At 60.4% G+C, this 21,690-nt stretch carries 21 protein-coding genes; 11 read left to right on the top strand and 10 right to left on the bottom strand.

Annotation, left to right across the window (positions count from 1 at the left end; all coding sequences use genetic code 11):
• The first annotated feature begins 97 nt into the window (after positions 1 to 97).
• Together Q1A20_RS00780 and Q1A20_RS00785 are read left to right on the top strand one after the other, a co-directional pair.
• Positions 98 to 580, top strand: coding sequence for a hypothetical protein (locus Q1A20_RS00780; protein ID WP_299915561.1), 483 nt, complete (start codon positions 98 to 100; stop codon positions 578 to 580).
• Positions 581 to 634: 54 nt separating this feature from the next.
• A complete protein-coding gene (locus tag Q1A20_RS00785; protein WP_299915562.1) occupies positions 635 to 1,660 on the top strand; it encodes a nuclear transport factor 2 family protein in 1,026 nt (341 codons plus the stop codon).
• A 1-nt stretch (position 1,661) separates the two neighbouring features.
• Here Q1A20_RS00785 and Q1A20_RS00790 read toward each other — a convergent pair whose 3' ends face one another.
• The 5 genes from Q1A20_RS00790 to dusB all read right to left on the bottom strand — a co-directional run bounded on the left by Q1A20_RS00790 (position 1,662) and on the right by dusB (position 8,865).
• A complete protein-coding gene (locus Q1A20_RS00790; RefSeq protein WP_299404585.1) occupies positions 1,662 to 3,074 on the bottom strand; it encodes a sigma-54 dependent transcriptional regulator in 1,413 nt (470 codons plus the stop codon).
• Positions 3,071 to 5,275, bottom strand: a complete 2,205-nt coding sequence (locus Q1A20_RS00795) for a PAS domain-containing sensor histidine kinase (RefSeq protein WP_299915984.1) — start codon at positions 5,273 to 5,275, stop codon at positions 3,071 to 3,073. Before Q1A20_RS00795 ends, Q1A20_RS00790 begins: the two co-directional genes overlap by 4 nt.
• 155 nt (positions 5,276 to 5,430) lie before the next feature.
• Positions 5,431 to 6,795, bottom strand: a complete 1,365-nt coding sequence (locus Q1A20_RS00800; RefSeq protein ID WP_299915563.1) for a response regulator — start codon at positions 6,793 to 6,795, stop codon at positions 5,431 to 5,433.
• Between the two features lie 13 nt (positions 6,796 to 6,808).
• Complete coding sequence (locus tag Q1A20_RS00805) at positions 6,809 to 7,885, bottom strand: ATP-binding protein (protein WP_298969654.1); 1,077 nt, start codon at positions 7,883 to 7,885, stop codon at positions 6,809 to 6,811.
• Positions 7,882 to 8,865: a tRNA dihydrouridine synthase DusB gene (gene dusB / locus Q1A20_RS00810; protein WP_299404581.1), complete on the bottom strand. Its 984-nt coding sequence runs from the start codon at positions 8,863 to 8,865 to the stop codon at positions 7,882 to 7,884. The genes Q1A20_RS00805 and dusB overlap by 4 nt, the downstream gene beginning before the upstream one ends.
• Before the next feature lie 179 nt (positions 8,866 to 9,044).
• On the opposite strand from dusB, the gene ispD reads away from it, so the two are divergent.
• The 4 genes from ispD to Q1A20_RS00830 are packed head-to-tail and all read left to right on the top strand — an operon-like array spanning position 9,045 to position 11,134.
• Positions 9,045 to 9,710, top strand: coding sequence for a 2-C-methyl-D-erythritol 4-phosphate cytidylyltransferase (gene ispD, locus Q1A20_RS00815; protein WP_299915565.1), 666 nt, complete (start codon positions 9,045 to 9,047; stop codon positions 9,708 to 9,710).
• Positions 9,700 to 10,179 carry a 2-C-methyl-D-erythritol 2,4-cyclodiphosphate synthase gene (gene ispF / locus Q1A20_RS00820; protein ID WP_299736395.1) on the top strand — a complete coding sequence of 160 codons (480 nt, stop codon included), beginning with the start codon at positions 9,700 to 9,702 and terminating at the stop codon, positions 10,177 to 10,179. The genes ispD and ispF overlap by 11 nt, the downstream gene beginning before the upstream one ends.
• Positions 10,179 to 10,673, top strand: a complete 495-nt coding sequence (locus Q1A20_RS00825; protein ID WP_299736468.1) for a phosphatidylglycerophosphatase A — start codon at positions 10,179 to 10,181, stop codon at positions 10,671 to 10,673. Before ispF ends, Q1A20_RS00825 begins: the two co-directional genes overlap by 1 nt.
• The gene (locus tag Q1A20_RS00830) at positions 10,670 to 11,134 is read left to right on the top strand and encodes a CinA family protein (protein WP_299736394.1); all 465 of its coding nucleotides are present in this window, start codon (positions 10,670 to 10,672) and stop codon (positions 11,132 to 11,134) included. Before Q1A20_RS00825 ends, Q1A20_RS00830 begins: the two co-directional genes overlap by 4 nt.
• On the opposite strand, the gene Q1A20_RS00835 is transcribed toward Q1A20_RS00830, so the two are convergent.
• Positions 11,120 to 12,433, bottom strand: a complete 1,314-nt coding sequence (locus tag Q1A20_RS00835; RefSeq protein ID WP_299915566.1) for an MmgE/PrpD family protein — start codon at positions 12,431 to 12,433, stop codon at positions 11,120 to 11,122. The two genes, Q1A20_RS00830 and Q1A20_RS00835, sit on opposite strands and share 15 nt — an antisense overlap.
• A gap of 1 nt (position 12,434) precedes the next feature.
• Positions 12,435 to 12,890: a type II toxin-antitoxin system RatA family toxin gene (locus Q1A20_RS00840; protein WP_298969660.1), complete on the bottom strand. Its 456-nt coding sequence runs from the start codon at positions 12,888 to 12,890 to the stop codon at positions 12,435 to 12,437.
• Between the two features lie 69 nt (positions 12,891 to 12,959).
• Between Q1A20_RS00840 and hpt the strand changes: the two genes are divergently transcribed.
• The 3 genes from hpt to Q1A20_RS00855 all read left to right on the top strand — a co-directional run bounded on the left by hpt (position 12,960) and on the right by Q1A20_RS00855 (position 15,031).
• Positions 12,960 to 13,502, top strand: a complete 543-nt coding sequence (gene hpt, locus Q1A20_RS00845) for a hypoxanthine phosphoribosyltransferase (protein WP_298969661.1) — start codon at positions 12,960 to 12,962, stop codon at positions 13,500 to 13,502.
• A gap of 150 nt (positions 13,503 to 13,652) precedes the next feature.
• Positions 13,653 to 14,135: a cytochrome c gene (locus Q1A20_RS00850; protein ID WP_299404566.1), complete on the top strand. Its 483-nt coding sequence runs from the start codon at positions 13,653 to 13,655 to the stop codon at positions 14,133 to 14,135.
• Positions 14,102 to 15,031, top strand: coding sequence for a cytochrome c (locus tag Q1A20_RS00855; protein WP_299404564.1), 930 nt, complete (start codon positions 14,102 to 14,104; stop codon positions 15,029 to 15,031). Before Q1A20_RS00850 ends, Q1A20_RS00855 begins: the two co-directional genes overlap by 34 nt.
• Before the next feature lie 309 nt (positions 15,032 to 15,340).
• Here Q1A20_RS00855 and lipA read toward each other — a convergent pair whose 3' ends face one another.
• Complete coding sequence (gene lipA / locus Q1A20_RS00860; RefSeq protein WP_299404558.1) at positions 15,341 to 16,300, bottom strand: lipoyl synthase; 960 nt, start codon at positions 16,298 to 16,300, stop codon at positions 15,341 to 15,343.
• 194 nt (positions 16,301 to 16,494) lie between these two features.
• Positions 16,495 to 17,664 carry a DUF6456 domain-containing protein gene (locus tag Q1A20_RS00865; RefSeq protein ID WP_299405160.1) on the bottom strand — a complete coding sequence of 390 codons (1,170 nt, stop codon included), beginning with the start codon at positions 17,662 to 17,664 and terminating at the stop codon, positions 16,495 to 16,497.
• A 390-nt stretch (positions 17,665 to 18,054) separates the two neighbouring features.
• Here Q1A20_RS00865 and Q1A20_RS00870 point away from each other — a divergent pair, with 390 nt between their 5' ends.
• Positions 18,055 to 18,345 (top strand): DUF6477 family protein, encoded by a 291-nt coding sequence (locus tag Q1A20_RS00870; protein WP_298969667.1) that lies wholly within the window; start codon positions 18,055 to 18,057, stop codon positions 18,343 to 18,345.
• 5 nt (positions 18,346 to 18,350) lie between these two features.
• Here Q1A20_RS00870 and Q1A20_RS00875 read toward each other — a convergent pair whose 3' ends face one another.
• The gene (locus Q1A20_RS00875; RefSeq protein ID WP_299404554.1) at positions 18,351 to 19,901 is read right to left on the bottom strand and encodes a trimethylamine methyltransferase family protein; all 1,551 of its coding nucleotides are present in this window, start codon (positions 19,899 to 19,901) and stop codon (positions 18,351 to 18,353) included.
• A 197-nt stretch (positions 19,902 to 20,098) separates the two neighbouring features.
• Between Q1A20_RS00875 and guaA the strand changes: the two genes are divergently transcribed.
• Positions 20,099 to 21,661 carry a glutamine-hydrolyzing GMP synthase gene (guaA, locus tag Q1A20_RS00880; RefSeq protein WP_299915567.1) on the top strand — a complete coding sequence of 521 codons (1,563 nt, stop codon included), beginning with the start codon at positions 20,099 to 20,101 and terminating at the stop codon, positions 21,659 to 21,661.
• The last annotated feature ends 29 nt before the right edge of the window (positions 21,662 to 21,690 follow it).

Genomic DNA, 21,690 nt, shown 5'->3' on the forward strand with positions numbered 1-21,690 from the left:
AGGTCCTTCGAGCCGTTTCGCGACACTCTGAATGGCAGATGGCCCAAGGGGGGTCAATTCAATTGTCCTTGGCCGCAATCCACGCCACAATATCACCATGGTTTCTCAGCGACTCTCTTTTGCGGTTTTTGTCGGGGTGATGGTATTGGCGTCCTGCGCGCCCTTGTCGATTTATTACAAGGAAGGCGCTGAGGTCTCGCGCCTGCAGACCGATGAGCTTCAATGCGAAATCTCCGCGCTGTCGGATGTGCCGGTCAACAACCAGATCCGGCAGGAGCCGCCCATCTTCATTCCCGCGCGCCGCTACTGTGATGGCGCCGGAAACTGCTATATTCGGCACGGGCGTTTTGAACGGGGCGACATCTATACCGTGGATGTGAACGCAAACCTGCGCGCGCGCGCTGAGCAGCAATGCATGCTCGACAAGGGCTATGCCCCGACCACCGTTCCGAATTGTCCCAACACCGTCTTCCGCGCGGCGCCAAAGGCCTCGACCCGGGTGCTGCCCCGCCTGACCCCGCAAAGCTGCGCCATCAAATACCAGGACGGCACCTGGCAAATTGTGAACCAACCGGGCTGATCACGTCGCATTTGGGCTGGAAGTCTGCGGACGCCCTTGTCAAAGCTGCGCCTCATGAACATGACGAATCTCCCCCTGCCCGATCTGCAAAATGCCAAATCTCTGGTGCAACGCCACTACCAGGCGCTGGCCGCGGCGACGCCAGACACGGTCGGCGGTATCCTGCGGCAAAGCCTGCACCCGGAATGCCACTGGTACGGCATGCACCCCTTTCATGAGCAGACAGGACCTGAAGCGATTGCCGAAACCTTCTGGGTGCCCTTTCTGAACGCGTTCTCCAGGGTGCAGCGCCGCGAGGACATCTTCTTTGCCGGATTGAATGAAATGGACGGTTTCCAGGGCCAGTGGACCTGCTCGATGGGCCATCTCATGGGTCTTTTCGATGCGCCGTTTCTGAATATTCCAGCCACCGGCAAGATGGGTTTTCTGCGCTATGCGGAGTTCAACAAGGTCGACGGCGGCCAGATTACGCAAAGCGCGCTCTTTGTGGATCTGCTGCACCTGATGCTACAGGCGGGCCTCAACCCGCTGCGGGCGCCGCAAACCGGGGTGCACCTCGTCCAGCCCGGCCCGATCACCCATGATGGGCTGCTGCACCAGCCGCAGGACCCCACCGAGGGCACCCGTACCCTGGCACGCATCAATCACATGATTGGCTCCATAGATCACGCCAATGCCGCCAAGGAACCACTGATACCGCAGGAAGAACTGGCGCAGGACTGGAATGATGACATGATCTGGTGGGGCCCGGCGGGCATCGGCGCCACCTACACCATCGACAGATACATCGCCCAGCATCAGCAGCCCTTCCGCACCGGCCTTGCCGGACGGTCGTTCAACGGGCATCTCTGCCGCATGGCGGAAGGCACCTATGGCGGCTTTTTCGGCTGGCCCAACCTGACGCTCAGCAACACCGGCGGGTTCATGGGGGTGCCCGTCAATGAGGCCCGCGCCGATATGCGGGTGGTCGACGTCTATCGCCGGGATGGTGACAAACTCGCGGAAAACTGGATTTTCATCGACATGCTGCATTTCCTGAACATGCAGGGGGTCGATGTTCTGGGCGAGTTAACGGGCTGATTTACTCGGCGGCGTCCGCTTCCTCATCCACATGCGCGACCCGGGTGCCGGATTTTGCCGAGGTCACCACGCCCAGCGATTTCAGCTTCCGGTGCAGGGCTGAGCGTTCCATCCCGACGAAATTCGCCGTGCGGGAAATGTTACCGCCAAAGCGGTTGATCTGCGTCAGCAGGTATTCACGCTCAAACGCCTCGCGCGCCTCCCGCAACGCCAGCGTCGCCAGCGCTCCAGACAAGACCACGCGGTTCTCGTCATCGCTGCCCTCTTCAACGCCGGGCAGTTCGCGGGCCTCGATGGCGCCGTTCTCATCGCCCAGGATCAGCACCCGCTCCACCAGGTTTTTCAACTGACGCACATTGCCGGGCCAGATCATGGTCTGCATCAGCGCTTCGGCATCTTCGCTGATCTCGCGGATCGGCAGACCCTGCACCGCGTTCATTTCCGCAATGAAATGCGCCGCCAGTGCGGGAATGTCCTCGCGCCGCTCTTCCAGCGACGGCACCGCAATCGGCACCACATTGAGACGGTGATAGAGCTCCTCGCGGAAAGTGCCGGCCACAATCGCCTGCTCCAGATCGCGGTTGGTCGAAGAGATCACCCGCAAATCCACACGCACCTTGTCATTGCCGCCCACGCGCTGAAACTGCTGATCGACCAGAACGCGCAGAATTTTCGACTGGGTGCCCACCGGCATATCGGCCACTTCGTCAAAATAGATCACCCCGCCGTGGGCCTCTTCGAGCAACCCGGGTTCCACGCCGCGCTCTGCGGTTTCGCGGCCAAAGAGCACCTCTTCCATCCGCTCCGGTGCCACCCCGGCGCAGTTGACCGTGACAAAAGGCGCCGAGGCGCGGTTGGAATTGGCGTGGATGTAGCGCGCGGCCACCTCTTTGCCGCAGCCCGCAGGGCCGGTCAGCATCACCCGACCGTTTGATTTGGTCACCTTATCCAATTGACTGACCAGCGCCCGGAACGCCGCCGAGGTGCCGATCATCTCCGATTTGGTGACATCGCGCCGCCGCAGGCTCTGGTTTTCGCGGCGCAGGCGTGAAGTTTCCATCGCCCGCCGGATCACCACCAGCAGCTGATCGATGTTGAAGGGCTTTTCGATAAAATCGTAGGCCCCCTGTTTGATCGCCGCCACCGCGATCTCGATATTGCCATGCCCCGAAATGATCACCACCGGCACATCCGGATTGTCGCGTTTGACAGTCTTGAGGATATCGATGCCATCCATGCGACTGTCTTTCAGCCAGATGTCCAGGATGATCAGCGCGGGTGCTTCGGCGTTGATCGCCGCCATCGCATCATCCGAATTCCCGGCCAATCGTGTGGCAAACCCCTCGTCAATCAGGATGTCCGAGATCAGTTCCCGGATGTCACGCTCGTCGTCTACAATGAGAATATCGCTCATGGGTCATTTCCTTCCAGCACTGGGGAGAGTTCGGTTTCTGCGGCGCCGCTTGTACAGGGCAGCGTGATTACTGCCATGGCGCCCGCGTGGGTCTGGCCGTCAAAGGCCGGTGCATCTTCGAGCGACAGGCTGCCGCCGTGCTCTTCGATAATCTTTTTCACGATGGGCAGGCCGAGACCGGTGCCCTCGCTTCGGGTTGTCACATAGGGTTCAAAAAGCCGCGCCCGGTCTTCGGGCAGGCCGATCCCATTATCCGCAATCGTGATCCGGGCGCGATCGTCATCGACGCTCAACCGGATCTGAATGGTCGGAACATGCCCATCCGGCACGCCCTTTTTACTCAGGGTTTCAATGGCTTCCCCGGCATTCTTGATCAAGTTTGTCAAGGCCTGGCTGATCATCGTCGCATCAAGATCAGCGGTCACCGCACGATCCGGCAGGGCGGCGTCGATCTTTACATCAGGCTGTCCGGTCTGCTGCAACAACACCGCATCGCGCACCAATTCCGTCAGGTTCAACGCCTTGCGGTCCGGCTCCGGCATCCGGGCAAATTTGGAAAACTCATCAACGATGCGGCGTAGATCGCCGGTTTGCCGCACGATCACATCGGTCATCTGCTCCAGCGTCTCGCTGTCCTCGCCCACCTTTGGGGAAAACTTGCGCTTAATCCGCTCAGCGGACAGTTGGATCGGGGTCAGCGGGTTCTTGATCTCATGCGCAATCCGCCGGGCCACGTCGCCCCAGGCCGCCATCCGCTGCGCGCTAACCAGATCGGTGACATCGTCAAAGGAGACCACATAGCCCTCCAACGCACCGTCCTGCGAGCGCCGTTTGGCCATGCGCACCAGCAGGTTTTCCGAGCGCCTCTGCCGGGTGACTTTGACCTCGCCCTGCGCCACTTCGTAATGTGGCTGGGTGATCGTCTCAAAAATCGGCCCGAACTCCGGCACCGCCACCTTGAGCGAGAGCGATTCCTGCCCCGCCTGCCAATCCAGCAATCGTTCAGCGGATTTATTCACGAAGGTGACCCGCCCCTGCGGATCGAGCCCAACGACCCCGGAGGTCACGGAACTCAGCACGGAATCAAAAAGGCGCCGCCGGCGTTCAATCTGTTCGGTGTTTTCCACCAGCGTTTCGCGCTGCGCCTTCAACTGCTTGGTCATCTGGTTGAAATAACGCCCCAGCATGGCGATCTCATCATCGCCCTCCTCTTCGCGGACCTGCACATCGAGATCGCCCGCACCGACCTGCTGCGCGGCCCCGGTCAGACGCCCCACGGGCACCGACAGGCGTTCGGCGAACCACAGGCCCAGCCAGATCGCCGCCAGGATCAGGATCACCGCAAAGGCCAGATACAGCAGCACAAAGTCAAAAAGCAGCCGCCCGCGTTCGCTTTCGAGCTGCTGGTAGAGCCGCACGGTTTCCTGCGTTTCATCCAGCAGCGACAGGATTTCGCCATCGACATCCCGGCTGATATAAAGGAACCGGTCAACAAAGGCGGAGAGGCGCACGATGGCGCGGAATTCGCTGTTGGCCCAATCTTCGATGACCAGCACCTCTTGCTCATCCGCATCAAGCAGTTGCTGCTGTGTCGGTTTTTCGAAATCGAAAAGATAAGACCGGTCGCCCCGCGCCCGAATGTCCCCGGTACCGTCAATCAGATAGGCCTCGCGCAGTCCGCGCTGAATTTGCCGCTGCCCTTCGCCCAGCAATTCACTGTCAGATACATTGATACCGGTGCGGCGCGCCTCGTTCAGACTGCGCGCCAGGGCCAACGCATCCTCGGCAAGATCGACCTGCTGTTCAGCCTCATAGGCCTGTGCGGCGGCAAGCGAGCTGCCGACCACTTCGCGCACCCGGTCCGAAAACCACCCCTCAAGCCCCACGCTTATCGTGAGACCGGCAAAAATCGCTACGGTCACCGTGGGGATCAGGGCCATCAAGGCGAAAACCCCAGTCAGGCGCAGGTGCAGCCGGGACCCGGCTGATTTTGCCCGCCGCGCCGCGATCAATCGCCCGACCTGGGCCAGCACAAGAGCGGCGACAACGAGGATATAGACCAGATCGGCAAGCAGGATCAGGCGCAGCCCGAGCGTATTGCCCGCTTGCCCCACCGGACCGAGCACGAGATAGGTCGAGAGGGCCAAAAGCGGCCCCAGAACGACAAGGCCCAGGGTTGTGAAGTTCCGCATGCGGCGCATCCGGCGCAAACGCCCCAGCCGCAGCCATAGTGACCTTTCTACACGGGGGTTCACCCGATGCCCTCACTTATGATGTGGCGCCAAGGCACCGTACCGCTCTATTTTGTGGTCCTGAGCAGGGGTGTCCCCAATCGGCCACGCTTTGTGTGGCAGTTTTACATCAATTTTCGGCGCCGTGTCACCTCAATATCGAGGTCGGTGATCTTTTTTCGCAGGGTGTTTCGATTTATTCCAAGTAAATCAGCGCATTTCGCCTGATTTCCGCCGGTCGCTTCGAGCGCAATTTCGATCAGTGGTCCCTCAACTTCGCGCAAAATCCGCGCATAGAGCCCCGCGGGCGGCAGCATATTCCCGTGCAGGTCGAAGTAGCGCCGCAAATGACGCTCCACTGACGCGCCCAGCTTTTCGGTGTTTCCCGAGGCGCGCATCGGTTCAAGATCCGGCTGCGCGCCCAAGACCTGCTCCACCTCGCTGGCGGAGATTTCTGCGGCGCGGCTGGTCAGACCAAGGCGACGGACCGCGTTTTCCAGCTGGCGCACGTTGCCGGGCCAGCTGTAGTTGCGGAAAATCTCGGCAGCTTCACGCGACAGCTCACGTGGCGCCGCCCCCGACGCCTCCGCCTTGGCCAGAAAGTGATCTGCGAGTATGGGAATGTCATCGACGCGCTCCCGCAGCGCCGGCACGGTTAAGGTGGCACCGCTCAGCCGGTAATAGAGGTCCTTGCGCATCTGCCCCGCCTCCATCGCGGCGTTCAGATCCGACTGACTGGTGGCGAGGAACCGCGGGGAATATTCACCGGGCGTGTCCATCATATGGACCAGCCGCGCTTGCAACTCAGCGGGGAGATCGGCAATCTCTTCGACCAGAAGCGTGCCCCCCTTCACCCGGGCCAACAGCCGCGCAGGCCCCTCAAGATCCTGCAGCTCTTCAATCGAGGCGGTGATGAAGGGCAGATTGCGCCGGTCCGAGAAATCGTGGATGGCGCGCGCGATCAGGGACTTTCCCGTCCCGGATTCGCCCCAGATCAGCACCGGCAGATCCGTGTTCATCACCCGCGCCACCACCCGGTAAAGCGCCTGCATCACCGCCGTACGGCCCACCAGCGGCAATTCGTCAGGGCGGGTATTGGCGTCCTCGGGCAGCCGTCGGTTTTGCGGTCGTGTTTCCAGCGCGCGCGCTGTTCGCTTCATCAGGTCCGGCAGGTCGAAGGGTTTGGGCAGGTAGTCATAGGCCTCCGCCTCTGCTGCCTGAATGGCGGTCATGATGGTGTTTTGTGCTGAAATCACGATGACGGGCAGACCGGGCCGGTCATCCGCGATCTTGGGCAGCATCTCCAGGCCGTTCCCATCAGGCATCATCACGTCGGAGATCACGACATCGCCTTTGCCCTCGCCCACCCAACGCATCAGCGTGGTCAGGCTGGAGGTCGCATGTACCTTGCACCCGGCGCGCGTCAGGGCCTGTGTCAGAACGGTCCTGATCGTTCTGTCGTCATCCGCAACCAATACCGTACCGTCCATCGTTAGCTCTCCTTCACAAGTCTTGCGCCGCACCTTTGGGTGCGCGCGGCAGGGAAATCCGAAATACTGTTCTACCGGGCACAGAGGTGACTGAAATCCAGCCGCTGTGGTCCGACACGATCTTGCTCACCAATGCGAGGCCGAGCCCCGTTCCGTTTTCACGCCCCGATACGAACGGATCGAACACATCGCCCTTGATGCTTTCGGGCAGGCCCGGGCCGTCATCGATGATCTCGATCTGCAGGGGCAGTGACTGACCGGACCCATCGGCTCGGCGCAGACGAAACGAATGCTCGTAATAGCTGTGCAGCCTGATGGTGCCCGCCTCGCCTTCGGTCGCCTCGGAGGCGTTTTTCAACAGGTTCAACACCACCTGCAGCAGTTGATCAGGATCCCCCAGCGCCAGTGGCAGGGAGGGGTCATAATCCTCGATGATCTTCATATGCGCCCCAAACCCAAGCAGCGCGGACCGACGCGCGCGGTCCAGAACGTCATGTACGTTGACCGGTTGGAAATCCGGCATCGAGAGATTTCCAAACTGCTCCACCTGCCCCAGCAGCTTCACGATCCGGCGGCTTTCCTCGACGATCAGATCGGTGAGTTCCAGATCATCTGCGCCAAGGTTCATGCTCAGCAACTGGGCGGCCCCGGTGATGCCCGCCAGCGGGTTCTTGATCTCATGGGCCAGCATTTCGGCCATGCCAATGGCGGATTTGGCCGCCGATTTGACCGAATGATTCTGCGTCATACGCCCGGCCAGCTCGCGAGGTGAGATCATCAGGATCATGTGCTCGGAATGCCCGACCAAGGGCGCCACCTGCAAATCGGATTGCATCGGCGCGCGCTGACCGCTGCCCACATCCACATCATTCACAAAAAGCGGCGTGTTGGTATCGCGCGCGCGCACGAAGGCGGTCTCCAGTGGATCATTCACCGCGATCTGATCCCAGACGGGAATGCCACGCACGGATTTGGCCGAGACATTCAAAAAGCCTTCGGCGGCGGAATTGATGTCGACGATCTTGTCATCCGGTCCGATGATCAGCGTTGGCACTGGCAGGCTTGCCCAAATCGCACGGTCCGAGTTCATGCAGCCACCAGATTGCTGGGCATGCAGGCCTGCCCGATCAGCGAAAGCGTCTCATCAACGCGCGCGCCCGTCAGAACCGCGCGCCGCAGATCATCCGGGGTTTTGCAGGTGTCCATGTACCAGCCGAGATGTTTGCGGGACACCCGCAGCCCCAATTCCGGACCGTAAAAGGCGATCATCGCCTCGTAATGGGCCTGCACCATGGCCGCGAAATCGGCACCGCTCGGAATGCTTGGCGCTGCTGTGCCAAAAAGCGCATGGGCGATCTCTGCCAACAGCCATGGCTTGCCGCGCGCGCCGCGGCCCACCATGATCCCGTCAGCCCCCGAAAGCGCCATGGCCCGCCGGGCCGATCTACTGTCGATAATGTCGCCATTTGCGATCACCGGAATCGCGACTGCATTTTTCACCTCATGGATCGCGGCCCAATCGGCGGCACCCTTGTAGAATTGGCACCGCGTCCGTCCGTGGATGGTGATCATCGTGATCCCGGCTGCCGCCGCCCGGCGCGCGATCTCCGGCGCATTGCGCATCCGGTCATCCCAGCCCAGGCGGGTTTTCAGCGTCACCGGTATCTTGACCGCCTTCACCACCGCCTCGATGAGGGTCAGCGCATGATCGGGCGTGCGCATCAGGGCAGAGCCTGAATAACCCTGTGTCACCTTCTTGGCGGGACACCCCATATTAATATCGATCACCTGCGCGCCCTGCCCTTCGACCATCCGCGCGGCTTCCGCCATGGGGGCGGCTTCCCGACCCGCCAGTTGCACCGCAGTGCCCACATGACCCAAACCCAGTTCCGCTTTCTCGCGGCTGCCGGGGCGCGCATTCAACATATCATGGCTTGCGACCATTTCCGAAACCACCAGACCCGCCCCGAAGGACGCGACCAAATTCCGGAACGGCAAATCGGTGATTCCTGCCATGGGCGCCAGCATCACCGGCGGCGTCAGATCGAAGGGCGGGGCAACTGCGGGCAAATGCTTAATCCTTAGGCAAGTGTCATTGGTGTATCAATGTAGCAGGTTTCTCTCAATATATCAGCGCTCTTGCGATCGCGACTAATGGCCCACTGCCTATTTTTTAATCACACCCTCCCGCCAATTGCCTCCGCTTCTGCAAAGCCCTAGACACGGGATATGAACAAGGCCCAAGGCATATGAAAATTGGCGCGGTCATCGTTGCGGCAGGTCGCGGCGCGCGCGCGGGCGGCGGCACGCCCAAGCAATGGCGGCCCCTGGCGGGCCAAACCAGCACGCAGTTTGCCCTGCAGGCATTCGCGTCACATCCGGGCATCGAGCGCCTGGTTCTGGTGCTGCATGCCGATGACATCGCCACCGACTACTGGCCTACGACGCCGGATGCCGAAATTGTCACCGGGGGCGATACCCGCAGTGCTTCGGTGCTGGCAGGCTTGCAGGTACTGGAGGGGGCCTGTGATCAGGTGTTGATCCATGATGCCGCGCGGCCTTGCGTGTCACGTGCCGTTATTGATGGTGTCATCGACGCGCTGCGCTCCGGGCCAGCGGCGGCCCCGGCGGTCGCCGTTGTCGATGCACTTTGGCGCGGTGAAAGTGGCGCCGTGGCAGAGACAGTGGACCGCAGCGCGCTCTACCGCGCGCAGACGCCTCAGGGGTTCGATCTCGATGCCATTCTGGCGGCGCATCGGGCCTTCCCGGATGGGGCCGCAGATGATGTCGCCCTTGCTCGTCGCGCGGGTCTTACGGTTGCCATCACGCGCGGCAGCGAGGACAATCTGAAAATCACATTGCCCGAGGATTTCGAGCGGGCAGAACGCATCCTGAGGACCCGTGATGGACATTAGACTTGGCAATGGATTTGACGTGCATGCCTTCGGGCCAGGTGACCATGTTACCCTCTGCGGCGTGAAAATCCCGCATCATCAGGGGCTTGTCGGGCACTCGGATGCCGACGTGGCGCTGCACACAATCACCGATGCGATTTACGGTGCCCTGGCGGAGGGAGACATCGGCCAGCACTTCCCCCCGAGCGATCCGCAGTGGAAAGGGGCCGCCAGCGACGTGTTTTTAAAACATGCCGTGGCCCTCGCGCGGGACATGGGTTTTGACATTTCCAACGTGGATTGCACGCTGATCTGCGAATTCCCAAAGATCGGCCCGCACGCGCAAAAGATGCGGGGCTGTGTTGCCGATATCATGGGGCTTGATCCCGCACGCGTGTCGGTGAAGGCCACCACCTCGGAACGGCTCGGGTTCACCGGGCGCGGGGAAGGAATTGCCTGCATCGCCACAGCCGCTCTGGTGAAACCATGATGGGGATGGCGAAGCTGATCGGGACCGTTCTGGGGGTGGGTTACATCCGTCCGGCGCCGGGCACTTGGGGGTCCCTTGTGGCCCTGCCCTGGGCTTGGCTTTTGCATATTCTGGGCGGGTTTCCGTTGCTACTTTTGGGGGTCGTCGCGGCATTTCTCAAAGGCTGGTGGGCAACCGCGCAGATGACCCGCGGCAGCGAAAATCACGACCCCTCGGAGATCGTTGTGGATGAACTTGTTGGCCAGTGGATCGCGCTCCTGCCGCTTTCCTACGCCGCCTGGTCGATGGGGATCAACGTGCTGGCCATGTGGCCCGGCTGGATCGCCGCCTTTTTGCTCTTTCGGTTTTTCGACATTCTCAAACCGGGGCCCGTGGGCTGGGCGGACCGGCGCGGTGATGCCCTGGGCGTGATGCTGGACGATGTGATCGCGGGCCTCTTCGCGGCCCTCGGGGTCTTGGTTCTGGCGGGTCTCTACCACGGCCTATTGACATGAGCCTCGTGTCAGAACTCATTGAAAAAGCCTCATCTCTCGGCAAAATGATTGCTGCCGCAGAAAGCTGCACCGGTGGTATGGTCACCGCGGCGCTCACGGATATTCCGGGCTCCTCCGCGGTCGTCGAACGCGGGTTCGTGACCTACACAAATGCGGCCAAAACGGAATTACTGGGCGTCAAACCCGACACACTGGCGGCCCATGGCGCCGTCTCCGAAGAGGTGGCCGCAGAAATGGCGCAGGGTGCTTTGGCGGCCTCCCACGCTCAGATCGCGATTTCCGTGACCGGGATCGCCGGTCCGGGCGGATCGGATCACAAACCCGAAGGGCGCGTCTGTTTCGGGCTGGCGGATGGATCACAAGTGCGCACCGAAACCGTTGAATTTGGCGCCTTGGGCCGCGACAAGGTGCGCAGGGCCGCGCGGGATCACGCGTTGCGACTGATATTATCCGCGCTCTGATCCACGCAATGCGGCCGTAAAACCGGCCATGTCGCCGTTCTGAACGCTCTGCCAAAGCGGATACGCCCGAGTGTCTCCCAACAGGCCCGCCGCCTTCGCGCGCAATTTCTCTGCGCGCAGCTCTCGGGTGATCGGCGCGGCCAGATCATGCGCCGCGTGGAACGTTTCACCCGTGCTGAGCGTGATCACCACCTCCGCCTGCATCTCGGACAATTGCGCGTCGGCCTCCACACTGATCTTTTGCCGCATCGCTCTGAGCTCAGGATCAGTGGCAACTGTTTCGGTGAACATCTCACGCTGCGCCGTTGATTTGCCCAACAGCGCCATGGCAGCGGTGTGCCGATAGCTGAATTTCGCCGCCAGGCCGGTTTCGGGATCGGGCTTATTACAAACAGACATCCAGCGCGGGTGTGTTTTAATATCTATTTTTTCAATGCCTTGAGGGGCGGTGTTAACAGAACTCAACGCTTCTAGCATCGCGTGCAACCCGTGACAGCAGGCGTGGAACTTGTGGCTTATCGACAGTATTTGCCAGGGCGTCTGACCAAGCGTGGCCAAAGATGTGGTGTCACCGGCACCGTGATGGGTCGCGCCAAATCCCAACGGACCGGCCAGACCATCAGCCGCTGCAGTCACCCCGCTTTGCGCCCACAAACCGGCCTCCACCCCGCTGCGCGCCGCAAGCCCGGCGTTCAAAGGTTTGCCGCCGGTGCCGAACTGAGCTTTGACACCGGAAGCCAGCGAGGCGCACAAGCCCAGGGCATGCCGCGTCTGATCCGGTGACAGCCCCAGCAAGCGCGCCGCTGCCAGCGTTGCGCCAAAGGCACCTGCCGTTGCGGTCTGATGAAACCCGACCTCATAGTGATCACGCCCCAGCCAAAGGCCCACGTGAATGGAGGCCTCGACCCCAATCAAAGCGGCTTCCAGAAAGGTTTCAAAATCCAGATTCTGTTGTTCCGCAAGCACCAGAGCAGCAGGCACCACCGCCACGGAAGGGTGCCCGATATGCGCAAAATGGGTATCGTCGAAATCCAACGCGTGGCTCAAGGTGCCATTGATCAGCGCCGCGTTGGCAGCAGGCACCGCGCCCCCGCCCAAAACACTCGCCTCGGCTGCGCCCCCTTGCACGATCATCGCGGTGCGAAACCCTGTGAATTCAGGATCATCGGCACCGGCAATGCCACAGGCCGCCCAATCAAAGAGCGACAGCCGCATCATATCGCGCGCCGCGCTATCCGCTGAATGACTTGCAAAATCAATCAGTTGATCGGTGATCCCCGTCATTGCGCCGCCAGGCATTTCAGGCGGTTTCCTTGCCGTAAAGCGCCTCGGCACGTGCCTCGAAAGCACGCACAATCCGCTGCATCGCTTCATTGAACACAACGCCGATCAGACGCTGCAGGATCATGTTCCGAAAGGCAAAATCGACAAAGAAGCTGACCTCGCAGCCCCCCTCAACATCGCGAAACCCCCAGTTGGATTTCATGTAACGAAAGGGACCGTCCAGATATTCGGTGTCGATCTTCTTGTCACCCGGCATGAGTTCCACGCGGCTGGTGAACCTTTCGCGAAAGACCTTGAAGCTGATCACCAGATCCGCCTCCATGATTTCGGCGTCCCCATGCGGCGTGACCGACTTCACCCGCGCCGCAGAACACCATGGCAAAAACTCAGGGTAGCGCGCCACATCGGCCACAAGATCGTACATTTGCTGCGCTGTGTAGGGAAGTTTTCGGGTCTCGGAGTGCGTAGGCATTGATTTGTCAGTTTGTGAAGGTTAGCCATCCATGTCCTATGTCCGCCGCTCAATATCAAGGTCTAACACATGCCCACGCGTCCTTATGTCATAGACGAAATGATCTCTGCCAAGGCGATTGCCGCACGTATCGAAGACCTCTGTCGCGAAATCCAGACCGAATTTGCCGGGACGGACAAGCTGGTTGTTGTGGGCCTGTTGCGGGGTAGTTTCGTGTTCATCGCCGATCTGGTGCGCGAGCTGGACCTGCCCATCGAGGTCGATTTTCTGGAAGCCTCCAGCTACGGCGATGGCATGGAAAGCACCCGCGAGGTGCGTATTCTCAAAGACCTGCGCGGCGCCATTGAAGGCCGCGATGTGCTGGTGGTTGAGGATATCGTCGACACCGGCCACACACTGAACCACGTCACCCATCTGCTGGAAAGCCGCCTGCCCGCGCGGTTGAAATCCATCGCCCTGCTCGACAAGCCCAGCCGCCGCGAGGTGGACTTCAAGGCGAACTGGACCGGCTTTGAGATTCCGGACGAATTCGTCGTGGGCTACGGCATCGATTTTGCGCAACGCAACCGCAACCTGCCCTACATCGGCAAGGTCCGCTTCGCGGAAAAATAATGCGCCCCTTGTGATCAATCGGCTCAGGTCACGCAGAATTGTGATCTGGGCGTTGAATAAATCACCCAATCTAAGCGTATAGTATCTTAGAGGCCTGATGTGCGCAGGGGCTCGCTTTAACGTATCCATTGTCCTGCAAGGAGATAGAGAATGAAACGATCCCTCACCCTACCGCTCGTGGCTGCATTGGCGCTGACCGCCGTTGCGGGTACGGCCATCGGCGACGGTCATTCAAACAAAGCCCTCGAAGATGCCATCAAGGCTCGCAAAGCGCAGATGACATTGGTGGGCTATAACACCGGCCTGCTGGGCGCGATGGCCAAGGGCGAAACCCCCTATGACGCTGCGGCGGCCACGGCGGCGGCCTCGACCCTCGCAGCCGTTGCGAAACTGGACCGTAGCATTCTGTGGCTCGAAGGATCCGTTCAGGGCACAGTCGAAGGCACCCGCGCCAAGGCGGACATCTGGACGGATGCTGCGGGTTTTGAAAAGGCTGCCGCCGGTCTCGAGGCAGCATCAGCTGATATGGTGACCGCTGCCGGCACAGATCTTGCATCGCTTCAGGCGCAGATGAAGGCGCTCGGCGATTCCTGCGGGACATGCCACAAGGCCTATCGCGGTCCCAAGAACTGATCGCAGCGATGCAGTTGGTCACGGGTCTGGCGCTGGCAGCCTGCGCCGCCGGTCTGGTGTTCTGGGGCGTGACAACGCCGGACAGGACACCGCCGGATTTCGCGAGCACCTCCGCAGGGGATGTCGAGGCTGGCGCGATGGTCTTTGCGGCGGGGGGCTGTGCCTCGTGCCACAAAGCACCCGATGCCAGCGCGGAAAACAAGCTGGTGCTGGCGGGAGGCCACGCGTTTCCCAGCGATTTCGGCACATTCTACGCGCCGAATATCTCGCCGGATCCGCAGGCCGGCATCGGACAGTGGACACAGGATGAGTTTGCCGTTGCACTGACCAAAGGTGTGTCCCCCGAGGGGGCGCATTATTACCCCGCCTTCCCCTATGCGGCATATAACAAGATGACCGCGCAGGATGTTGTGGATCTTTTTGCCTATATGAAAACCCTGCCCGCCGCGCAGACCCCCAGCCGCGACCATGACGTCGGATTTCCGTTTTCAATCCGCCGCACGCTTGGCGTCTGGAAACATCTCTTTGTCAGCGACGACTATCATATCACCGGCACGTTGAGCCCGGAGGTGGAACGCGGGCGCTACCTGGCCGAAGCGCTGGCGCATTGCACCGAATGCCACACGGAACGCAATGCCTTGGGCGGGCTGAACACCGGCAGGTGGCTCGCGGGTGCCCCTAATCCATCCGGCAAAGGTCGCATCCCAAATATCACGCCGTCCGATCTGGATTGGTCGGAGGCGGATCTTGTTGCGTATTTCACCAGCGGATTCACACCGGATTACGACAGCGCAGGCGGCGAGATGGCCGAGGTGATTGAAAACCTCGCACTGCTGCCCGCAGAAGACCGCGCGGCACTGGCTGCTTACCTACAAGCGGTGCCCGCGATCCCCTGAGCGCAGAGCCCGTCAGATGTTGGACGATTCGCCCATCGGGATCGGTCGCGTACGACGTGGGCTTTCACTTTGCGCATCACGTGCGAAAATCGCGTGGATGGCATCGTCAATATGATGGCAGGCCACATCATATCGGTTGCGGTCGAGAGATTTCTTTATGTCACGAAGGGCAAACACAGCCCAATGGTTATCGGTCATATCATAGGCTTTCGAAAAAGGAACTTGCTCCTCCGCCCTATACAACTTTTACGATTTTCTGTACGGGAAATCGGCGCCGCGTTTCCCCACCGGACGTTACGTCACGCCCGGTCAGGCGATGCCCAGCTTACGATTCCGGGCTGCGCGCAACTGCGCAAAATCATCGCCCGCGTGATAGGAGGACCGCGTCAGCGGTGTAGCGGAGACCATCAGGAACCCCTTGCCATAGGCCGCTTTTTCATAAGCGGAAAATTCATCTGGGTGCACGAACCGGTCCACCGCATGGTGTTTCGGCGTCGGCTGCAGATACTGACCGATGGTCAGAAAATCGATGTCGGCCGCACGCATGTCTTCCATCACCTGCATCACCGATTGCTTGTTTTCACCCAAGCCCACCATGATCCCGGATTTGGTGAACATCGACGGGTCGAGCTCTTTCACCCGCTGCAACAGGCGCAATGAATGAAAATACCGCGCGCCGGGGCGCACTTCGGGGTAGAGCCCGGGCACGGTTTCGAGGTTGTGATTAAAGACATCCGGGCGCGCCTCGACGACCAGTTCCAGCGCCTCCGGGGCACATTTGATGAAATCTGGTGTCAGGATTTCGATGGTTGTGTCCGGGCTGCGATGCCGGATGGCGCGAATCGTCTGGGCGAAATGATCCGCCCCGCCGTCTTCGACATCGTCGCGGTCCACCGAGGTGATGACCACATGGTTCAGGCCCAGCTTTTCCACTGCATGGGCGACGCGGCCTGGCTCAAATGCGTCCAGCGCTTCGGGGGGTTTGCCGGTCGCAATATTGCAGAAGGTGCAGGCACGGGTGCAGACCTCGCCCATGATCATCATGGTCGCGTGGCCCTGGCTCCAGCATTCGCCGACGTTCGGGCATCCCGCCTCTTCGCAGACCGTCACCAGCTTGTTCTCGCGCATAATGCGGGCGGTTTCGGCATAGCCCTGACCGCCGGGCGCCTTGACGCGAATCCAGCTGGGCTTTTTGGGTTGCGGATTATCGGGGCGCCGCGCCTTTTCGGGATGGCGCTGTTCTGGAATTTTGAGGTCCCGCGGGGCCATATGGGTCGCTCCTTTAACAGCAGGCACCCTTGGCACCCCTCGTTGCTTCCTATGTAGACATCTTAAGGGCGGTGTTTCAACAGCCCCCCGCGTCGCAGGCCGCATGGCTGCCTTGCAAAAACCGACACTGAAAAAATAAAGGGCGCCACGAGGACGCCCTTTCAAGTGAGTTTTCTTGCCTGATTTTCTGCCGTTTAACCGATCAGCGGTCCACCCGGACCGATGGTCTCATCATAGTGGCGCTTGAGCCGCATCAGCGCGATGCGCAGCACGATCTTGCCGGACCGCGCGGACCAGCCCAGCTTTTTTTCCGCTGTTTCCAACCCTTCCAGATAGCAGCAGCAGCGCAGCACAACATCCGAAAGACCCGGACCCAGATCTGCCAGCGCATCCGCCACACGTTTGCGCGCATTTGACGGGCCATCGCCGACACCGCTGTCGGGCACAAAGCTGCCGCGCCCGCCGGAGGTCAGAAAACGGTCCCAGTTCTGCGCGACCCGCGGCCCCATCTGCGCCAGCTCAAAGTCCTCGCGCAGCCGTTCGCCAACGGTGACCAGATCATCGCTGAGGAAGTTTTCGCCGTTCTTGTCGCGCCGCCGGGCCAGGGCCGTCAGCGGGCTCTCCGCGAGATTATAGCGCATCCGGCGCGGGCGACCGGTATCGACATCCGGTACCGTTTTCACGCCCCAGCTGCGATGCTGTTCCGCGAAATCGACCGGTGCCTCGGCGAATCCGCCAGCCGTCGTGTTACCATCACTATCCAGCAGATCTTCAAGGGCAGCACGCCCTGCCGGCGTGATGGTATAGCGGGTGATCTTGCCGGAGGTCTGGGCCGAAATCCATTCCTTCAGCGCCATGGCCTCGGCAATCTTGCGCGACACAACGCCTGTGCGCGTGGCCTGTGAACCTGCGCCGTCACGGACGATCACCGCTTTTTCCATCTCCGCAGCAACCGCCAGAACGGCACCCTTTTCACAGAGTCTGCGCAGAACACGCACACCTTCTGCGCGCAGAGAGGCTTCGCTGGGCGGGTTGTTTCCAGCATCCGTCGGAGCCGTGATACGATCTTGAAAACTCATGCGCGATAGGTCCTTTTTGTTCTCTAGAGCAGCGTTAGAACGGGGAACAAAATGCGCAGCACCCAAAGCCTTGAGGGCGGCATCAACCAGTGGATCATCACGCCGTGTCTCAACCCGCCGGATCTGGCGCAGTATCGTTGAGGCGTGGCAGCCTGCCGCACGCGCGAGCGCTCTGATCGGCAGTCCTGCTTCGGTATGAGCGAGGTAGACCTGCGCCGCTGCCGGGACCCAATCGGGCAATACAGCCGTATTCGGATCGCAGGGTTGCAATGGCGTGTGTCCCATCTCTTTCATTTGATCGATACCGGCGTCATATTGTACTATGGTTGATCCCAAAATATACAACACAACCTAAAGAGGAATTAGTTACCCGTTCGTTAACAGTTTCTGATTTAGCGAGTATTGTCTCTAAATTATAAACAGTATTTAAACCTCCGAACGCCCCAATATTGCCAAACGCAACAGTATGGACCGGGCGGGTTCAGAGGGCCGCGCGCGCCCAGCGCCTTTGCGCGATCCACCGACAAAACCCCTCCACTTCAAAGTGTTAACAAGTTCCTAAACCCTCCGAGCGTGGATCGACCGGCCTGCGCAACAGGCAAATTGTCCATGTAGTATCGACGCCAGAAGGACAGAAATGTCCTCAGGGGAAAGACGGTACAAAGGAATACAAAAATGCAAGATCTGCTCTCAATGCTGCACGCCATCCGACGTCCACCACTGCTGATGCGCGCGGCGCGTATTGGTGCTGAGGACTACCGGCGGTCGGTCCATCTGCCACGCCTTTTGGGATATGGCGTTCTACCCAGACATGGCTCTGCCCTGTTCCGATTGATCGAGATCGAAGCAGATCTGAACACGCAACGGACCAGCGGTGACACCAGCTACAGCCTGATCCGTCACGTCGATGTGCTGATCGCGATGCTGGGCGAAGCCCGCGTGCTGCGCGCCTCGCAAGCTGCCTGAAAGGGCTACATGAAGCTGTCAGGGGCTTCGGATTTCTTACGCGCAACGAAATCGGAAATCGCCTCGTTGATCGCAGGATCCAACGCGGGCTGCTGATAGTCACCCAACATCTTCTCGACCCGCAGGCTGGCCAGAGTTTGCGTGTCGCGTGCGCCTTCATCTTCCCAGGTTTCAAATGGCTTGTAATCCAGGAGGTCTGATTTCCAGAACGCCGACTGGAAGTTTTTCTGCGTATGTTCGCACCCAAGGTAGTGCCCCCCTGGTCCGACCTCGCGAATGGCGTCCATCGCCTGGGCGTTTTCATCGATGGACACGCCCTGCGCCAGATGATGCAGCGTGCCAAGCTGGTCGGCATCCATCACGAATTTCTCAAAGGACGACACCAGACCGCCTTCAAGCCAGCCGCAGGAATGCAGCATGAAATTCACCCCGGCCAACAGCCCCATATTCAGGCTGTTCGAGGTCTCATAAGCGGCCTGCGCATCGGGCAACTTCGATCCGCAAAACGATCCGGCTGAGCGATAGGGCAAGTCAAGACGCCGCGCCAACTGCCCTGCCCCATAGGTGATATGCGCAGCCTCTGGCGTGCCAAATGTCGGCGCACCCGAGTTCATGTCGATCGACGTCACGAACGCGCCCATGATCACCGGCGCGCCCGGACGGATCAGCTGGCTGTAGGCGATCCCGGCCAGCACCTCCGCCAGCACCTGCGTCAAGGTCCCGGCCACCGATACCGGCGCCATCGCCCCGCCAACAATAAAGGGCGAAATGATGCAGGCCTGATTGTTCGTGGCGTAAACCTCTAACGCGCCCATCATCACGTCATCGAAAGTCATCGGCGAGTTGATGTTGATCAGCGAGGTCATCACCGTGTTCTGCTGCACGAAATCCTCACCAAACAGCAGCCCACACATGTCCACCGAATCCTGGGCGCGCGAGGGCTCCGTCACCGAGCCCATGAAAGGCTTGTCGCTCAACGTCATATGCGCCTGCAGCATATCGAGGTGGCGCTTATTCACCGGCAGATCGGTCGGTTCGCAGACCGTGCCGCCGGAGTGATGCAGCCATTTGGACATATAGCCCAGCTTCACGAATTTGCGGAAATCCTCCATCGTCGCATAGCGACGCCCCCCCAAGGCGTCGCGCACGAAGGGCGGGCCATAGACCGGGGCCAACACCAGATTGCGCCCCCCGACCTCCACGGTGCGCGCCGGGTTGCGCGCATGTTGCGTGTAGCTGGAAGGTGCCGTTTTACAAAGCTGGCGCGCCAGCCCGCGCGGAATACGCACCCGCTCCCCATCGACATCCGCGCCGGCCTCCCGCCACCGTTGAAGAGCCGCCGGATTTTCCACGAAATTGACGCCAACCTCTTCCAGCACGATCTCGGCATTGGTTTCGATGATTGCCAACGCTTCCTCGCTCAGGACTTCGAAGTTGGGAATGTTGCGCTCGATGAAACGGGCGGTCTCAAAGGACACAGCGCTGCGCTCTGCGCGTCGGGCCGCACCGCCGCCACCACGCCCGCGTCGACCTCTACGCTCTGCTGCTTCCGCCATCTTTCGTCTCCCGGTAGGTTATTGAGCAGGTGCTACCCTATTCGACGGTTGCATTCATGCGTATAGCGGCCTTGCAGGGAAAAAAGCGACATTGGCCGCGCCGCCCGCTTCTTCTGGCCGAAAATATCCCGGGGGTATGGGGGCTGGCCCCCATTCCGACCCTTGCCACTTGGCCGCGCCGCCCCTAATCAGCACCTATGAACACACAAGATCATGACCGCCTTCTCATCATCGACTTTGGCAGCCAGGTCACGCAATTGATTGCGCGACGATTGCGCGAACTCAATGTCTACTGCGAAATCCATCCTTTCAATTCGGTTGATGAAGCATTTCTGACTGAATTTGCGCCCAAAGCGGTGATCTTCTCTGGCGGGCCCTCGTCGGTCTTTGCTGATGGCGCACCAATGCCCCCCAAGGGTGTTTTCGAACTGGGCGTTCCGATCCTTGGCATCTGCTACGGACAGCAGGTGATGATGCATTGCCTTGGCGGCAAGGTGGAACGCGGGCACGGCACAGCGGAATTCGGACGCGCCTATGTGACGCCCGAAGCGCGCCAACTAGCGCTTCTGGAAGGCTGGTTCGAAGCAGACCGCGAACAGGTCTGGATGAGCCATGGCGATCATGTCAGTGAAATCGCGCCCGGGTTTGAAGTCTATGGCACCTCGCCCAACGCCCCCTTCGCGATCACCGGAGACACGGCGCGGGATTTCTACGCGGTGCAATTCCACCCCGAAGTGCACCACACCCCCAATGGCGCAAAACTCTATGAGAACTTCGTGCGTCTGGCCGGGTTCAAAGGCGATTGGACCATGGGCGCCTATCGCGAGGAAGCCATCCAGCGCATTCGTGAACAGGTTGGAACAGGCCGCGTCATCTGCGCCTTGTCAGGCGGCGTCGATTCGTCGGTCGCCGCGGTGCTGATCCACGAAGCGATCGGCGAGCAACTCACCTGTGTCTACGTGGACCACGGTTTGATGCGCAAAGGCGAAAGCGAACAGGTCGTCGGCATGTTCCGGGAACACTATAACCTGCCTTTAATCCACGTAGACGAATCCGATCTCTTCCTAGGCAAGCTCGAAGGTGTCAGCGACCCCGAAACCAAGCGCAAGATCATTGGCGGGTTGTTCATCGAAGTCTTCGAAAGACGTGCCAAGGAAATGGGCGGCGCCGATTTCCTGGCCCAGGGCACGCTTTACCCCGATGTCATCGAATCGGTGAGCTTTTCCGGCGGGCCGTCCGTGACCATCAAATCGCACCACAATGTGGGCGGCCTGCCGGAACGCATGAACATGCAACTGGTCGAGCCGCTGCGGGAGCTTTTCAAGGATGAGGTCCGCGCGCTGGGGCGTGAGTTGGGCCTGCCCGACAGCTTCATTGGCCGACATCCTTTCCCGGGACCGGGTCTTGCGATCCGCTGCCCTGGCGAGATCACCCGCGAAAAGCTGGACATCCTGCGCGAGGCCGACGCGGTCTACATTGATCAGATCAGAAAACATGGCCTATACGATGAGATATGGCAGGCCTTTGTCGCGATCCTGCCCGTACGCACGGTCGGTGTGATGGGCGACGGGCGCACCTATGATTTTGCCTGTGCGCTGCGGGCGGTGACGTCGGTGGATGGGATGACGGCGGATTACTATCCGTTCAGCCACGAGTTTCTGGGGGAAACGGCAACGCGGATTATCAATGAGGTGCCGGGTATCAACCGGGTGACTTATGACATCACGTCGAAACCACCCGGGACCATCGAGTGGGAATGACAATCTCCAAAGGGATTTTTGCCTTCGGC

The organism is uncultured Roseobacter sp., assembly GCF_947501835.1.
Lineage (GTDB): Bacteria > Pseudomonadota > Alphaproteobacteria > Rhodobacterales > Rhodobacteraceae > Roseobacter.

Excerpts from the sequence above, each read along its gene's own strand:
- ispD (WP_299915565.1), top strand. The coding sequence starts at position 9,045 with ATGAAAATTGGCGCGGTCATCGTTGCGGCAGGTCGCGGCGCGCGCGCG.
- lipA (WP_299404558.1), bottom strand. The coding sequence starts at position 16,300 with ATGGCCCCGCGGGACCTCAAAATTCCAGAACAGCGCCATCCCGAAAAG.
- Q1A20_RS00780 (WP_299915561.1), top strand. The coding sequence starts at position 98 with ATGGTTTCTCAGCGACTCTCTTTTGCGGTTTTTGTCGGGGTGATGGTA.
- ispF (WP_299736395.1), top strand. The coding sequence starts at position 9,700 with ATGGACATTAGACTTGGCAATGGATTTGACGTGCATGCCTTCGGGCCA.
- Q1A20_RS00795 (WP_299915984.1), bottom strand. The coding sequence starts at position 5,275 with ATGCGCCGCATGCGGAACTTCACAACCCTGGGCCTTGTCGTTCTGGGG.
- Q1A20_RS00805 (WP_298969654.1), bottom strand. The coding sequence starts at position 7,885 with ATGAACTCGGACCGTGCGATTTGGGCAAGCCTGCCAGTGCCAACGCTG.
- hpt (WP_298969661.1), top strand. The coding sequence starts at position 12,960 with ATGCCCACGCGTCCTTATGTCATAGACGAAATGATCTCTGCCAAGGCG.
- Q1A20_RS00800 (WP_299915563.1), bottom strand. The coding sequence starts at position 6,795 with ATGGACGGTACGGTATTGGTTGCGGATGACGACAGAACGATCAGGACC.
- Q1A20_RS00840 (WP_298969660.1), bottom strand. The coding sequence starts at position 12,890 with ATGCCTACGCACTCCGAGACCCGAAAACTTCCCTACACAGCGCAGCAA.
- Q1A20_RS00870 (WP_298969667.1), top strand. The coding sequence starts at position 18,055 with ATGCAAGATCTGCTCTCAATGCTGCACGCCATCCGACGTCCACCACTG.
- Q1A20_RS00835 (WP_299915566.1), bottom strand. The coding sequence starts at position 12,433 with ATGCCTGGCGGCGCAATGACGGGGATCACCGATCAACTGATTGATTTT.
- Q1A20_RS00850 (WP_299404566.1), top strand. The coding sequence starts at position 13,653 with ATGAAACGATCCCTCACCCTACCGCTCGTGGCTGCATTGGCGCTGACC.
- guaA (WP_299915567.1), top strand. The coding sequence starts at position 20,099 with ATGAACACACAAGATCATGACCGCCTTCTCATCATCGACTTTGGCAGC.
- Q1A20_RS00790 (WP_299404585.1), bottom strand. The coding sequence starts at position 3,074 with ATGAGCGATATTCTCATTGTAGACGACGAGCGTGACATCCGGGAACTG.
- Q1A20_RS00825 (WP_299736468.1), top strand. The coding sequence starts at position 10,179 with ATGGGGATGGCGAAGCTGATCGGGACCGTTCTGGGGGTGGGTTACATC.
- Q1A20_RS00785 (WP_299915562.1), top strand. The coding sequence starts at position 635 with ATGAACATGACGAATCTCCCCCTGCCCGATCTGCAAAATGCCAAATCT.
- Q1A20_RS00865 (WP_299405160.1), bottom strand. The coding sequence starts at position 17,664 with ATGGGACACACGCCATTGCAACCCTGCGATCCGAATACGGCTGTATTG.
- Q1A20_RS00830 (WP_299736394.1), top strand. The coding sequence starts at position 10,670 with ATGAGCCTCGTGTCAGAACTCATTGAAAAAGCCTCATCTCTCGGCAAA.
- Q1A20_RS00875 (WP_299404554.1), bottom strand. The coding sequence starts at position 19,901 with ATGGCGGAAGCAGCAGAGCGTAGAGGTCGACGCGGGCGTGGTGGCGGC.
- Q1A20_RS00855 (WP_299404564.1), top strand. The coding sequence starts at position 14,102 with ATGCCACAAGGCCTATCGCGGTCCCAAGAACTGATCGCAGCGATGCAG.